At 36.9% G+C, this 13627-nt stretch carries 16 protein-coding genes; 8 read left to right on the top strand and 8 right to left on the bottom strand.

Translation table 11 applies throughout. The features are described 5' to 3' along the window. Positions 1–22 precede the first annotated feature (22 nt). Together CEQ83_RS03000 and CEQ83_RS02995 are read left to right on the top strand one after the other, a co-directional pair. Positions 23–1231: a M20 family metallopeptidase gene (locus CEQ83_RS03000; RefSeq protein WP_028412548.1), complete on the top strand. Its 1209-nt coding sequence runs from the start codon at positions 23–25 to the stop codon at positions 1229–1231. Positions 1232–1344: 113 nt separating this feature from the next. Next, positions 1345–2064 carry an EcsC family protein gene (locus CEQ83_RS02995; protein ID WP_098112853.1) on the top strand — a complete coding sequence of 240 codons (720 nt, stop codon included), beginning with the start codon at positions 1345–1347 and terminating at the stop codon, positions 2062–2064. 37 nt (positions 2065–2101) lie between these two features. Here CEQ83_RS02995 and CEQ83_RS02990 read toward each other — a convergent pair whose 3' ends face one another. After that, positions 2102–3307 carry an ABC transporter permease gene (locus tag CEQ83_RS02990; RefSeq protein WP_047751679.1) on the bottom strand — a complete coding sequence of 402 codons (1206 nt, stop codon included), beginning with the start codon at positions 3305–3307 and terminating at the stop codon, positions 2102–2104. Beyond that, positions 3300–4043: an ABC transporter ATP-binding protein gene (locus tag CEQ83_RS02985; RefSeq protein WP_098112852.1), complete on the bottom strand. Its 744-nt coding sequence runs from the start codon at positions 4041–4043 to the stop codon at positions 3300–3302. Before CEQ83_RS02985 ends, CEQ83_RS02990 begins: the two co-directional genes overlap by 8 nt. Positions 4044–4734: 691 nt before the next feature. Here CEQ83_RS02985 and CEQ83_RS02980 point away from each other — a divergent pair. Next, the gene (locus tag CEQ83_RS02980) at positions 4735–5169 is read left to right on the top strand and encodes an HIT family protein (RefSeq protein ID WP_014461670.1); all 435 of its coding nucleotides are present in this window, start codon (positions 4735–4737) and stop codon (positions 5167–5169) included. Positions 5170–5254: 85 nt separating this feature from the next. Here the strand turns inward: CEQ83_RS02980 and CEQ83_RS02975 are convergent, their stop codons facing one another. The 3 genes from CEQ83_RS02975 to CEQ83_RS02965 all read right to left on the bottom strand — a co-directional run bounded on the left by CEQ83_RS02975 (position 5255) and on the right by CEQ83_RS02965 (position 8468). After that, positions 5255–7150 (bottom strand): acyltransferase family protein, encoded by a 1896-nt coding sequence (locus tag CEQ83_RS02975; RefSeq protein ID WP_098112851.1) that lies wholly within the window; start codon positions 7148–7150, stop codon positions 5255–5257. Between the two features lie 302 nt (positions 7151–7452). Beyond that, a complete protein-coding gene (locus tag CEQ83_RS02970) occupies positions 7453–7896 on the bottom strand; it encodes a GNAT family N-acetyltransferase (protein WP_098112850.1) in 444 nt (147 codons plus the stop codon). Between the two features lie 17 nt (positions 7897–7913). Further along, positions 7914–8468 (bottom strand): PadR family transcriptional regulator, encoded by a 555-nt coding sequence (locus CEQ83_RS02965; protein ID WP_028412553.1) that lies wholly within the window; start codon positions 8466–8468, stop codon positions 7914–7916. Positions 8469–8721: 253 nt separating this feature from the next. Between CEQ83_RS02965 and serC the strand changes: the two genes are divergently transcribed. The 4 genes from serC (at position 8722) to CEQ83_RS02945 (ending at position 12129) form a co-directional block, all read left to right on the top strand. Then, complete coding sequence (gene serC, locus CEQ83_RS02960) at positions 8722–9819, top strand: 3-phosphoserine/phosphohydroxythreonine transaminase (protein WP_098112849.1); 1098 nt, start codon at positions 8722–8724, stop codon at positions 9817–9819. 124 nt (positions 9820–9943) lie between these two features. After that, a complete protein-coding gene (locus CEQ83_RS02955; protein ID WP_028412555.1) occupies positions 9944–10474 on the top strand; it encodes a tryptophan transporter in 531 nt (176 codons plus the stop codon). Between the two features lie 549 nt (positions 10475–11023). Next, positions 11024–11419, top strand: coding sequence for a YtxH domain-containing protein (locus CEQ83_RS02950; RefSeq protein WP_028412556.1), 396 nt, complete (start codon positions 11024–11026; stop codon positions 11417–11419). A gap of 113 nt (positions 11420–11532) precedes the next feature. After that, on the top strand, positions 11533–12129 hold the full coding sequence (locus tag CEQ83_RS02945; RefSeq protein ID WP_014461677.1) for an HTH-type transcriptional regulator Hpr: 597 nt from the start codon (positions 11533–11535) through the stop codon (positions 12127–12129). A gap of 3 nt (positions 12130–12132) precedes the next feature. Here the strand turns inward: CEQ83_RS02945 and CEQ83_RS02940 are convergent, their stop codons facing one another. Continuing rightward, complete coding sequence (locus CEQ83_RS02940; protein WP_013081673.1) at positions 12133–12477, bottom strand: DUF1878 family protein; 345 nt, start codon at positions 12475–12477, stop codon at positions 12133–12135. Between the two features lie 476 nt (positions 12478–12953). Here CEQ83_RS02940 and CEQ83_RS02935 point away from each other — a divergent pair, with 476 nt between their 5' ends. Next, positions 12954–13133, top strand: a complete 180-nt coding sequence (locus CEQ83_RS02935) for a hypothetical protein (RefSeq protein ID WP_013055312.1) — start codon at positions 12954–12956, stop codon at positions 13131–13133. A gap of 35 nt (positions 13134–13168) precedes the next feature. Here the strand turns inward: CEQ83_RS02935 and CEQ83_RS02930 are convergent, their stop codons facing one another. Beyond that, the gene (locus CEQ83_RS02930; protein ID WP_016762974.1) at positions 13169–13264 is read right to left on the bottom strand and encodes a YjcZ family sporulation protein; all 96 of its coding nucleotides are present in this window, start codon (positions 13262–13264) and stop codon (positions 13169–13171) included. 36 nt (positions 13265–13300) lie between these two features. Then, a complete protein-coding gene (locus CEQ83_RS02925; RefSeq protein ID WP_074682953.1) occupies positions 13301–13390 on the bottom strand; it encodes a YjcZ family sporulation protein in 90 nt (29 codons plus the stop codon). Positions 13391–13627: the final 237 nt, after the last annotated feature.

Below are 13627 nucleotides of genomic sequence, written 5' to 3'. Positions count from 1 at the left end.
TACACAGAAAGGATATGGTTATGTGAACTCCAAGCTACATACTTTACTTGAAGAAAAATTTGATGAAATGGTTCAAATTCGCCGATATCTGCATCAGTATCCAGAACCGTCTTTTAAAGAATTTCAAACTGCTGCCTACATTCGGTCTTTTTATGACAAGATCGGTATTTCTTACCGAGCAAATGTAGGAGGAAACGGCATTGTAGCAAGCATTCAAGGAGGAAAACCTGGTCCTACTGTAGCTTTGAGAGCCGACTTTGATGCCCTTCCTATTCAAGATGAAAAAGATGTACCCTATCAATCAACTGTTCCGGGCGTGATGCATGCATGTGGCCACGATGGTCATACGGCTACTCTTTTAGTCCTTGCTAAAGCGCTTTTTGAAATAAGAGATTCTCTCCCCGGTAAAATCGTCTTCATTCATCAGCACGCCGAAGAGTATGCTCCCGGAGGCGCCAAGTCCATGATTGAAGACGGATGCTTAGACGGTGTAGACGCGATATTCGGAACGCATTTATGGTCATTAACTCCCACTGGTGTGGTTCAATATCGAACGGGCCCTATTATGGCTGCTGCTGATCGCTTTGAAATTACGATCAAAGGAGCAGGCGGACACGGTGCACAGCCCCACAAAACAAAAGACTCAATCGTCATCGCCTCTCAGCTTGTTGTTAATTTACAGCAAATTGTAAGCAGACGTGTAAATCCAATTGATTCAGCGGTTGTAAGCATAGGTTCTTTTGTAGCGGAAAATGCATTTAATATTATCGCTGATTCTGCTCGACTAATTGGAACGGTACGAACATTTAATGAAGATGTACGAAATGATGTCGAAAAAGAAATCGAACGAATTGTCCAAGGTACATGCTTAACGGCTGATGCTTCTTATGAGCTGAGTTATACGCGCGGCTATCCTTCCGTCGTAAACCACCCGGAAGAAACGGCCTTTCTTGCTTCTGCTGCTTCTCAAATCGATGAAGTTCATACAGTCGAAGAAACGGAGCCTCACATGACTGGAGAAGATTTCTCTTATTATTTGCAGCATATTAAAGGAACGTTCTTCTTTACAGGAGCTCAGCCAGAAGGTGTAGATGCTCCTTATCCTCATCATCATCCTAAATTTGATTTTAACGAAAAAGCAATGCTTATCGCAGCGAAAACGCTTGGTACGGCTGCTGTTGAGTATTTAAGAGAACAAGCTCATTCTAAAAACGCAATAAAAGCGAATTAATCATTCAGCAAGCATTCGTACAGATAAACAGACGATTGCTTGCTGTTTTATTTTAGGAAACTTTTTCTCACTTAAAACGTAGTATTTATATCGACTGAAAAGAGGTGACTTTTTTGAATACGTATGAAGAAAAAGTGTTACGAGAAGCTGAACATTGGAAATTTAGCATGTTGAAACGACCTTCTAAATTTCAGCGTACCGCAAAATCCTTACAGCTTAAACTAAATGAAAAAATCCCTGCTAAAGTCCATAGAATTATAACTGAAAGTATAAAAAAAATGGTTGAAACCACGCTTGTTGGGTCCGATTTCACGACTAAAAAAAGAGATGTCAGCGGTCTTTCGTTTGAAGAAAAAGAGAAAAGAATTTTGGAGCTCATACCTAAGTACAAAAAAACAGCTGCTGTAGAAGGAGCTGGTACTGGTGCAGGTGGTCTCCTTTTAGGCGCAGCAGATTTCCCACTTCTTCTTTCCATAAAAATGAAGTGCTTATTTGACATTGCCGCGACGTATGGTTTTGATGTAAAAGAAAAAGAAGAACGCATTTATATGCTGTATATTTTTCATCTTGCCTTTTGCAGCGACGACCATAGAACGAAGCTGCTCGAAGTAGTAGAAAGCTGGGAGGAAAAGAAAGAGGAACTTCTTGAGCTTGATTGGAAAGCTTTTCAACAAGAATATCGCGATTACATTGATGTTGTGAAAATGTTTCAGCTGATGCCGGGAATTGGAGCTGTTGTAGGTGCGTATGCGAATTATCAGCTTCTTGATCATCTCACAAAAGTAGCGATGAACGTCTATCGCTTTCGGATATTATCTTTGTCTCAAAAGTAGTCTAAAAACGTAAAAAAAGCTCCATTCGGAGCTTTTTTTACGTTAATTTTTTATTTACATATGCATTTACAAATAAGTGAATAAATATAGCACCTGCTGCCAAGGAAAGCAGTGCAGCAACTATATTAGAAAAAGCCACCACTATGGCGAGCACAAGAATTTGTACATACAGCGCTTTTTTCCATACGTCCAAAAATGCCCTTTTTCGTTCTTTAGCTTCGACTGGATAAAGAGAAAGCCATAAAATTTGCTTGTGCTGCTTCCAAAGCGGGAGTAATTGAAAACCCGTCATGTATACAACAAATAAAACAACCACTATATTGCCGTATTGAAACGGCGCAGCTACAATTAAAAATCCGCCAATGACAGTTAAGCGAACGAGCAAGCTTAAATAATCTCCTGATCGCAAAAATGTTCTGGTGTACAAGTAATGGTAAGTGGCATTTTGACGAAATGGAATACGTGTTACTAGCCAATCTAAATATCTACGGCGTTTGATTCGTTCTTTGACTTGTGGAACATCCGTAAATAAATTAGCTAATCGATAAAAATAGCCCATGCGCTTTTCTTCTAAGTCAATTAGCTTTTCCCATTTAATCGGCTTCCTTTTTGTAAGAGAGCGATAATAAACGGCTAGCGCAATCATAATTACCGCTACAATTCCTGTAAAAAATACGTATGCATGCGAAAATAAGAAATAAGTAAAAACTGCGTTTAAGAAAAACCTGACGATATAATCTGTCCACTTCGCCCACTTTTCTTCAAACCATACGGCCCACCAAGACATGCCTAAGTTTACAACTTTCAGAATGAGTAATAGCAGAAAAAACACAAAAATATTTGAGTAAGAATCATGCATTACTTTTACGTGAAGAGGCGCTGCTGCACCCGTTGCAAATAATAAAATATAAAGCTGAATCGTAAAGGTAAACCAAAAAGATTTTTTGAAATAAGGCTGCAGCTTCGTCTCCAAAGGAAGCAAAAAGACTAAATCAGGTCGTTTTAAAAACGTTTGAATTTGGCCCATTGTTAAAATCAATCCCATAAGGATCGCAATCACTACAGCCGAAGGAAACGCAGGTGTTAATGTACTCAACCACTGTTGATAATAGTAGGCTAAACCGCCAATCGCAAAAATTAACACTAATTTAATATGGTCATTTAAGATATATTTTGTATATCTTCTTACATCCACTAAATACTGCTGAAATCGTTGCTTCCATAATGCGTCAATCTTACTCATAGCCTTCTTCCTTTGTTAATTCAATATAAATTTCATCAAGAGTAGCATTGCGCATCTGAAATTCTTCTTGAAGATCTTTAAGCGTTCCTTGCGCTCTTACTTCTCCATTATGTAAAATAACAAATTTATCACAGTAGCGCTCCGCGGTCGCCAAAATGTGTGTGGACATTAAAATGCCTGCACCTTGCTTTTTCATATCCGTCATCAAATCAAGTAAAGATTGAATACCAAGCGGGTCTAAACCTAAAAAAGGTTCATCAATAATATAAAGAGACGGCTGAACCAAAAAAGCGCACATAATCATAACCTTCTGCTTCATCCCTTTTGAAAAATGCGCGGGAAACCATTTTAACTTCCGGTCTAAACGAAATTCTTTTAAAAGCGGCTGCAGACGTGCTTCATATGCTTGAGGCTCAAGTCCATAAGCCATAGCTGTCATATCCAAATGTTCTTTTAATGTTAATTCATCGTAGAGCACAGGAGTTTCTGGAATAAACGTAAACTGACTTCGATAGCCTGTTGGGTCTTGTTGAAAGGTTTTATTATTAATGGATACACTTCCTTTTTTTGCTTCCATTAATCCAATGATATGTTTAATCGTTGTACTTTTTCCGGCTCCGTTTAAGCCGATTAACCCAACTAATTCACCTGCATTTACATCAAACGATACATTTTTTAAGACGGGAGTTTTCGTATATCCCCCTGTAATATTGTTAATTTGCAATAAAGAACCCATCACGATCTCCTTTTATTTGTTCTTTTTTGTCTACAAGCGCAAGCGCTATTTGCTCTATTGTACCAAATCTTTTTCGTCCTCACATCGTTTTCAATTCTTTTCGGTTAATTTTTCCAGAATATAATCGAAATATCGGGACATTCTATATAGGGAGGAAGGAAAACAAGTTATTGATTACAACTAATCATTACAAAGCTTCTTACATTTGGGATGAAGTGTCTACAGCAGGCATATTTCAGAAAACCTTATTGTAAATCGATGTATGTTTGATTCATAAGGGGATGGTAGTCATGAACGTAGTAAGAATATATATAATGGGTAGACAATAATGTTCATTTATTACTGTGTAAATGAGGTGTTTGTCAAAGACCAAGAACGATTTCGTTCACATTGTATATTTTTTTAGCTCAATGCTTAAATGAGGTGTTTGTTAAAGAGAATATACTTTTTCAAGTTACTGTTTCATTAGGCAATGTAATTACGTAAATGAGGTGTTCCTTAAAGATCATATGCTGCATTAAAAGCTGTTTTTTCCTTCTTCACATGACGGGATGCATAATCGTTTGCATCCCGTTTTTGTGTATAAAATATGAGTGGCTATTTCTTGCCTGCTGATTGCATTTCTACTTTGTGGTAAAATAAACGTACATGTATACCCATACATTTATATTAGTAACGGAAGGTGAACATAATGAGCACACATGATGAAAACTGTATTTTTTGCAAAATTATTCGCGGTGAAATTCCAGGTGCAAAAGTATTTGAAAACGAACATGTATTAGCTTTTTTAGACATTAGTCAAGTAACAAAAGGTCATACGCTGGTGATTCCAAAAGTACATAAAAAAGACATTCACGAACTAACACCGGAAATTGCGCGCAATTTATTTGAAGTGGTTCCTCAAATCGCAAATGCAATTAAAGAAACATACAGCCCAATCGGCTTAAACATCTTGAATAATAATGGTGAAAAAGCTGGTCAATCCGTGTTTCATTATCATATGCACATTATTCCACGCTACGGGGAAGGCGATGGATTCGGTGCTGTATGGAAAGAGCATACAAGCGAATACACGCCTGAAAAACTTCAAGAAATCGCTGGCAATATTTCTTCTCGCCTTTCTTGAAACAAAAAAAGCTTACACATGTAAGCTTTTTTTGTTTTATCTATTAATCAGTTTATGATATAAAACTCAATACGTCTCTCGCTCATTATGGACCATTTTCTGCCTTAACTTCTAAATTCATACGCTCTTCAATCAATTTTGTTAATGCTCTTGATCCTTCAGGTACCAAGTGGACACCATCTGATGTAAAGTATTCAGGGTGCTTAGAAGCCTCAGAGTACCAATCTACAAGCGTGACGTGATCAAACTTTTCAGAAGCAGCTTTCAAGTTCTTGTTCACGGTGCTTTCCCAGGAACGAGGAACGCGCGTATTCACTAAGTAAACGTCCGCTTGTGAAAAAGCTTTTAACAGTTGTTCAAGTTCTTCATTGGTAAAATAACCGTTCGTTCCTAACTCAATAATCACTGCGCTGTTCGGATTATTAAATGCTTGATAACTAGGAGTTAGCTGCAGTGCTTCATTGAGCTGCCTTCCTACTTTTCCGTCAATCGTAATACTAAGCGGCATCTCTTTAAGATTAGGAGCAATATCCAGCATGACCGAATCTCCAATCGCAAGAACATCTCTGTAAGAATTCGGCTGCTGTTCTTCTTTTGCATCAGATTTTTCTTCTGCGGAGTTCTTTTCCGCGTTCTTTGTTTTTTCATCCTCCGCTTTGTTCTTGTCTTTGACAGAAGTTGAAGCATTTTCTTTATGATTCGTTTGAATTTTAACCTCTGTTTGTTTTGCTTCGGTCTCATCCTTTTGCTGCGTACTAATAGCAAAGCTTGTCATATCCGCTGTAAACAACGCCAAAAAGAAAATGAGACTGCCCAAAACCGCTTGTCTCGAACGAGAGAGATTACGCCATTTAAAAAGCTCTCTCGGATGGTAATGCCGGAAATAATAGCGAAAACCGCGTGTGCGAATAGGCACCTCGATGTAACGGTACGAAAGTTCAGCAATGATAAATGTAATTCCTACTTGTAACAGCGCATGCCAATAGACCGGGCGGCCAATCTCGGCTACAGGTGTTGTAAGAACAATAACCGGATAATGCCACAAATAGATACCGTATGATCTAGTACCAAGCCAGCGAAGCGGTTTAAACGACAAAGCTTTTCCTAAAAAGCTACTAGGGTGACTAATCGTTGCAACCAGCACAGCAGCGTTTAAACAAATCAGCAGCATGCCACCTTGATAAAGAAAAGATGCATGCGTATACTCATCAACGCTCCATACGCAGAGAATAAATACAAAGAAGCTTACCATACTTACTGCGTTTAATACTTGCTTGCCCACAGCTGGAAGATTTTTTGATGATAAACGATACATCGGCCAGACAAATGCAAGTAAACAACCGATTAAAAGGGCAAACAGCCGAGTATCGGTTCCATAATAAATGCGGCTAGGATCTCCTCCTGGCTCATATAAAAAAGACATCAGAATGGCTGAGGCCATTACTCCAGCTAAAATAAATAGAGAAAGAATTCCTCTCTTTTTAATAAATTTCAAACCCAACAATAAAACAAGTGGCCATACAATATAAAACTGCTCTTCAATAGCAAGTGACCATAAGTTCTTTAATGGTGACGGTGATCCAAAACTATCAAAATATGAAACTTTATGAAAAATAAACCACCAGTTACTCATATAAAAAATAGACGATAATGCATCGCCTCGTAGCGTTGTTAACAATGGTCGGTTAAATAAAATAACCCACGCTGCAGTTAATACGACCATCACATACACAGCTGGAAGAAGTCTTCTCGTACGGCTAATCCAAAAATGCTTCAAATTCTTTAAAGGATTTTCCCAAGATTGCACCAGTAAAATTGAGGTAATTAAATACCCAGATAATACAAAGAAAACGTCAACTCCTAAAAATCCTCCAGACGCCCATCCAAAGCCTAAGTGATAAGCAATCACAGCCATGACAGCAAAGGCCCGAAGTCCGTCCAAACTATATATATACCTATTTTTCTTTTCTTTTGCACTCATAAAAATGCCTCCAAGCAATATGTACAACAAATTTCTTTCTCAATAAATATTAAGAATATTACGTAATTGTTACATTTTTGTTACAAAAATCATTATATACAATATTATTACTTTCTTCAATATATCACTTACTGAAAATCAAAGAATAAGTAAAAAGAAACAAATTCACTATCTATCTTATTCATAAATTACTAATTTAGTAGTAGTCATATCGATTCTATCTGCATGCCACTAAACCCTACACGTTTCTTTCACCTTACCCGTTTTAAAAATAGAAAAACTTCACACAAATGGTGAAGTTTCTAAGGTGTCTTTAGCATATCGACGTGTGGGAGTCCTTCATCTGAATAAATATCGGAAATAGGTCTAAAACCAAACGATCCATAAAATGTTTGAAGTCTGCTTTGAGCTTGAATTTTAATTGTCTTCTCGTGCAATTCATTCTCTAGAAAAGCAATTCCTCTTGCTACTAGTTCTCTTCCGAGACCTGTACCGCGCTGTGCTTGTTTTACAATAATACGTCCAAGAGAAGCTTCCTTATAGCTAATTCCTTTTGGTAAAACTCTAAGGTATGCGATAATTTTCTCATCTTCTTTTTTGAACAAATGATAAGCAAATTTGTCTTTTCCATCTACTTCTAAGTAAGCACACTTCTGTTCCACAACAAAAATAGAGGTGCGAAGCTGTAGAATTTCATAAAGCTCATCGTTTGTCAGCTCTTGAAATGATTTTATGCACCAACTCATGATCTGCTCACCTTTTCTTATTGTTCTTTTTCAATTAAATTCAGCGTACGTTCAAGCCAATTGATATAGCTTGTCTCCCGGTCTTGAGCGCGAGATAGCACCAAGTAATGACCAAATTGAGGAGAAGAAACGGTAATGTGGTGATTAACTTCTTCTAAAAGATCATCCATTCGTTTCTTTAAAAAAGTCAGCTTCATTTTCCTGCTTGATAATTGGTTATCTATTTGTTGCTTTAACTCTTCTATTGACATGGATGAAGCAAAATAAGCTTTTAACATAAATTCATCTTTAGTTGTTTCAGGAATAGGATCAATCGTAGTGAGCCACTTGCTTAGCTCGACTCTTCCTTCTTCCGTTATCGAATACATCTTTTTTTCTAATTTTTTGCCTTGAATCACCGTTTCATAGCGAATAAATCCCTCTTCTGTTAATCGCTTTAGCTCGGGATAAATCTGGCTGTGTTTAGCGCTCCAAAAATTACCAACCTCTTCTTTAAAAAGTCTGGTAATGTCATACCCGCTGAGCTCCTCCTGATTTAAGAGCCCTAATATTGCATATTTTAATACTCTCATTCTGTTCCTCCACATTATTTCTTCCATCAGTATAGCATATAAACATTTCATTTACATGTTTGCCAAAACATGTTTACGTATACTTTTTATTTATCTTTTTTCTATTATTTTCTCTTTACAGATTAATTTAAATTTTTGAAAAGTTACCTCCACAACCAATGGTTTTCATGATAGTATAATGATATTCTTTCTGACATCAGTCATTAGCCATTTTGTATGATGAGTGTTCGAACTAATTTGAGGAGGAATTAATGTGATTACGTTAAACAGAGCTTATAATTTTAATGCAGGTCCATCTGCGCTTCCCCTACCTGTCTTACAACTTGCTCAAGAGGAGCTAGTTAACTTCAAAAATACAGGTATGTCTGTGATGGAATTATCACATCGCAGCAAAGAGTTTGAAGATGTATTAACACATGCTAAAGAAACACTAACGGAATTGCTTAATATTCCAGATACACATGAAATTTTATTCCTGCAGGGCGGAGCAAGCCTGCAATTCTCTATGATTCCAATGAACTTTTTAGCTCCTGATCAAGTGGGGGCATATGTGCTAACGGGATCATGGTCAGAAAAAGCGTTAAAAGAAGCAAAGAAACTTGGAAAAACAGCAGTTGTTGCTTCTACTAAAGAAGAGAACTACAGCTCTATTCCAGCTTTAGATGATGTAAAGCTTCCAAAAGAAGAGATTGGGTACTTGCATATCACGTCCAATAATACCATTTTTGGTACACAATGGGCTGACTACCCTTCTATTGAAGGAGTAGACTTAATTGCTGACATGTCAAGCGACATTCTTTGCCGTCAAATTGATGTATCTAAGTTCTCACTCATTTATGCTGGTGCTCAGAAAAACCTCGGACCATCTGGTGTAACAGTTGTCATTTTGAAGAAAGAATTGCTTAAACGTATCCCTGAAGGTTTACCAACAATGCTGAACTATGAGACTCACGTAAAGAGCAATTCTCTTTACAACACTCCTCCAACGTTTGGTATTTATATGCTTTCACTTGTTTTAGATTGGATTAAAGAACAAGGGGGCGTTAAAGCCATTGAAGCTCAAAATCATAAAAAAGCTAAGTTACTCTACGCAAGCATGGAACGTTCAAACGGTTTCTATACTCCTCACGCTACAGAGGAAAGCCGTTCAATTATGAATGTCACGTTTACTTTACCAAACGATGAGCTAACGGCTGAGTTTTTACAGCAAGCAAAAGAAAAAGGCTTTGTAGGATTAGCTGGACACCGTTCAATCGGCGGATGCCGCGCTTCTATTTACAATGCTGTGCCGCTTGAAGCGTGTGAAGCTCTTGCCGTCTTTATGGATGAATTTGCGCAGGCAAACGCGTAATTGGCAGAATTAGCTGATTCTTTTTTCACATAAATATGTTATAATCAGTATGTAAATATATGCAATGGGCATAGACGCACTATTGGTATATTTCGAGCTTAGCTTAGAAGAGGAGAGATGAGAAATGAATACAAAAGTTTTAGTTTCTTTAGCGTTATTAGTCGGAATTGGAGCGGTTCTCCACACGGTGGTACCTCCTATTTTATTTGGAATGAAGCCAGATATGATGTTAACAATGATGTTTTTAGCAATCCTGTTGTTTCCTAGCGTAAAAAATGTTGCATTGGTTAGCTTAACCACAGCAGTTATTTCTGCTTTAACAACAAGCTTTCCTGGCGGACAAATTGCAAACTTGATTGATAAACCAATTACAGCATTTGTTTTCTTTGCATTATTTATGCTTGTGAAAAAAGCAATAGGCATGAAAACACCAGTTGCCGCTGCTTTAACAGCTGTTGGCACGCTCGTATCAGGAACCGTATTCTTGTCTGCTGCCGCGCTAATCGTCGGCTTACCGGGCGGAAACAGCGTCATGGCGCTTGTTGCTGCGGTTGTGTTACCTGCAACAGTAGTGAATACAATCGTTATGGTCGTTATTTATCCAATTGTTCAATCCGTTCTAAAACGCACAAGCATCAAAGCAAAATTATCGTAACGTCAAGAGCCTGATTTAGTTAAGAATCAGGCTCTTTTTTTACACCAAAAGCTAAGGCCCGCCAAAGCGTGGCGGACCTTTAGATAAAACGGTTCATTTATAGTATGTTGCTGATCTTTTAGAGACAACCTAAAGTCCGGCTCTTAACTTGTTGTTTAAAAAGAAATGATACAGGATGCTTTTCACTTAAATTTCATTTGCAGCTCATACAATAGGTATGAAGACTTACTATGTAATAAAGGTTTAAGTTCCCCATCCTAGGTTACATAATAAAGTATAAGCGCCAATAAAAAACTCGCAAAAGCCACTGTCGCACATGTAAGAGACTTTTGTTTAAGTACGTGTTTAGGTGGATATGATGCCGTTCTAGTCGTAAGGCTAAACCATTTAAAAGCAGCGAGAAAAAAACTCAGGCTAATCATCAAAAGAATGAATAAAGCTATCCCATGTTGATAACCTCCTTCTTTTGTATAAATCTATGCTATTTTTTTATGATTATGTCAGAAGGAAGTGTTAGCAATTACTTTACTACATAGGAGGAAATAAATAATGAGTAGAATGAAAAAACTAGCAGCTGGAGCAGCAATCGGAAGCACCGTAGCCGCTATTACAACGCTTCTTATTACTCCATATTCAGGACGAGAACTTAAACAGCGTGTCAGTTCTCGAAAAGACCGAGTTAACGCTTCACAACAAGAGCTCTCAACAAAAATAAAAGCTGTTTCTCAACAAGTACAAATGACCGCCAGAGAAGGAAATACTATAGTGAAAAATATCGCAAGTGACCTTTCTACTACCCTTGGTCAGTTTAAAGAAGAAATTGTCCCTCATAAGGAATCCATTCAGCATCATTTGAAAGAAATCCAAAATTCTTTGTCAAACCTAGAGGAACATGTACAGACAACTAAAAATCCCAATGAAAAAATTGACAAAAAAGAAGGTTAAAGCGCCTTCTTTTTTAATTTTTTAAAATTTTGTAAATTTACATCTTTATAATTTTTTATTTTATTGGCATAATAGAAGATAAATAAAAAAAGAGACTAAGTAGGTGGGAGAAGATGAAAAAGACTAGTGATCAGGATTACAGTTTGAAAGAAGCACTTCTATTTAGCCAACGTATTGCCCAATTAAGTAAAGCCCTTTGGAAAACCGTAGAGAAGGATTGGCAGCAATGGATTAAGCCTTATGACCTTAATATTAACGAGCATCATATTTTGTGGATTTCATATCATTTAAACGGGGCTTCCATTTCCGAAATTGCCAAGTTTGGAGTTATGCATGTTTCTACTGCATTTAACTTCTCCAAAAAACTAGAAGAACGAGGTTTACTTGAGTTTTCTAAAAAAGAAAGCGACAAGCGAAATACGTACATTCAGCTGACAGATAAAGGCGAGGCCATTTTACTGGATTTAATGGAACATTACGAACCTTCTAATAATTCAGTATTCAGTGGCGCACTTCCGTTGCGCGACTTGTACGGCAAATTCCCTGAGTTTATGGAACTAATGACCGTCATCCGCAAAATTTACGGTGAAGATTTTATGGATATCTTCGAGCGATCTTTCCATCATATCGAAGAAGAATTCACTGAAGAAGATGGCAAGCTTGTCAAGAAAGATAAAGAGAACCACCAGGAGACTATTTCAAACTCTTAATGGTTAGTCCCTTATCCATTGAATAATTTCAAAAAATTCATTCATCACATCTTGATAAGAAGGTTGATAACGAAGCGATTCGACCGTCTCTCTGGGAGTTAATTTATAATTCAGCATACCAACAAATTGTGTAAGAAGCGGAACAAAGTCTGTTAGGCCTTCCGCTTTTTGCTCAATATATTCGTTTTTTGTATCTTCACACAGAATTAAAATTTCCTCTACTTCCTTCTTTGTAAGCTGATTTCTTACCACTAAATCAATAAATGGTTTAGCTTCTTGTTCAGATGTCCCAGATAACAGTTTTATGTAATATTCTAAACGTGATACTCGAGATTCTAAAGTTTCCATCCGCTTCCCCTACTCCTTCAACGTTCATATATCTCTACTCCATATTGTACATGATTCATTCATGTTCTTCCAAATAATTCTTTCTTCGTCAATTACATTTCCTGTTTGAGTAGCACCGTATAAAGATTTTCATATACTGATTATGTACTCACTGCATATATTAATATAAATCCCTCTGTCCTTTTTAACAATCCTTTTGCACAATGGCTGATTGTTACTCATTTCTTATCCATTCACTTTGCTATTTCGTTTAAAACCTATTTCTCAACTTCTTAACTACCCTTTATAAAATAAAAACCGCATTTCTGTGTAAATACCTTTTGAAATTCTTTGTTCAACTGTATATATAACTATCTATTTTACCGCTTTTTTGGTAATGTTAATATAGATATTTGTAAATTCATACAAAGCTGTACTATATAAATGACTATAAGACTTTTTGTCTTCGTCACACTGATTTTGTTAGGGGGATTTTTATGTACATATTCTTTATTGTATTTGCACTATTCATTTTATTCTACATCAATGCACTAACAAATACATTGTGTATTCAAAAAGAAATTCCAGCTGAAAAACAGCCTAAAGTTTTTCGTACGATTAATGTATTAATTACCATTTTATTAGTTTCATCTTATATTGAAGTATCATTTACATAAAAAACGGTGAGATGTCTCACCGCTTTTTTATAGGCTTAGCAAAAACAGCTAGCGCCGATGATAACTAATAAGATGAATAATACGACTAATAGAGCAAATCCACTGCCGTATCCGCATCCGTAAGAACCCATATCTATCGCCCCTTTCCTTTTATATTCATCTGTTTCCTAGTGGTAACATGCACAACCAACAATGACTAATAAGATAAACAGTACAACTAATAGTGCAAAACCGCCTCCATATCCGCATCCGCTCATTTGAGCACCCCCTTTGTTTACTAATACTGCATCTTATGCATCAGCTCAAAAAACGTCTAGGCTTTTAGCCCAAACTCCATAATTTATTTCTCTTGCTTCTCGTTTGGAGATTACTCTGTGAGTTTGTCCACCATTTTGAAAACGCTTTATAAAAAAGCCATCATAAGCGTATAATCACTCCATGCTTAGTGGAAAATAAATGTAAATTTACGTGGTTTTAACTTCATTTGCTAACAT

Source organism: Priestia megaterium, assembly GCF_009497655.1.
Classification (GTDB): Bacteria; Bacillota; Bacilli; order Bacillales; family Bacillaceae_H; genus Priestia; species Priestia zanthoxyli.
Note: the sequence above shows the minus strand (reverse complement) of the source record. Positions and strands in the feature narration are given on the sequence as shown.

Coding starts and splice junctions, on each gene's coding strand:
- CEQ83_RS02990 (WP_047751679.1), bottom strand. CDS start 3,307: ATGAGTAAGATTGACGCATTATGGAAGCAACGATTTCAGCAGTATTTA.
- CEQ83_RS02985 (WP_098112852.1), bottom strand. CDS start 4,043: ATGGGTTCTTTATTGCAAATTAACAATATTACAGGGGGATATACGAAA.
- CEQ83_RS02980 (WP_014461670.1), top strand. CDS start 4,735: ATGAGCACACATGATGAAAACTGTATTTTTTGCAAAATTATTCGCGGT.
- CEQ83_RS02975 (WP_098112851.1), bottom strand. CDS start 7,150: ATGAGTGCAAAAGAAAAGAAAAATAGGTATATATATAGTTTGGACGGA.
- CEQ83_RS02970 (WP_098112850.1), bottom strand. CDS start 7,896: ATGAGTTGGTGCATAAAATCATTTCAAGAGCTGACAAACGATGAGCTT.
- CEQ83_RS02965 (WP_028412553.1), bottom strand. CDS start 8,468: ATGAGAGTATTAAAATATGCAATATTAGGGCTCTTAAATCAGGAGGAG.
- CEQ83_RS02955 (WP_028412555.1), top strand. CDS start 9,944: ATGAATACAAAAGTTTTAGTTTCTTTAGCGTTATTAGTCGGAATTGGA.
- CEQ83_RS02950 (WP_028412556.1), top strand. CDS start 11,024: ATGAGTAGAATGAAAAAACTAGCAGCTGGAGCAGCAATCGGAAGCACC.
- CEQ83_RS02945 (WP_014461677.1), top strand. CDS start 11,533: ATGAAAAAGACTAGTGATCAGGATTACAGTTTGAAAGAAGCACTTCTA.
- CEQ83_RS02940 (WP_013081673.1), bottom strand. CDS start 12,477: ATGGAAACTTTAGAATCTCGAGTATCACGTTTAGAATATTACATAAAA.
- CEQ83_RS02935 (WP_013055312.1), top strand. CDS start 12,954: ATGTACATATTCTTTATTGTATTTGCACTATTCATTTTATTCTACATC.
- CEQ83_RS02930 (WP_016762974.1), bottom strand. CDS start 13,264: ATGGGTTCTTACGGATGCGGATACGGCAGTGGATTTGCTCTATTAGTC.
- CEQ83_RS02925 (WP_074682953.1), bottom strand. CDS start 13,390: ATGAGCGGATGCGGATATGGAGGCGGTTTTGCACTATTAGTTGTACTG.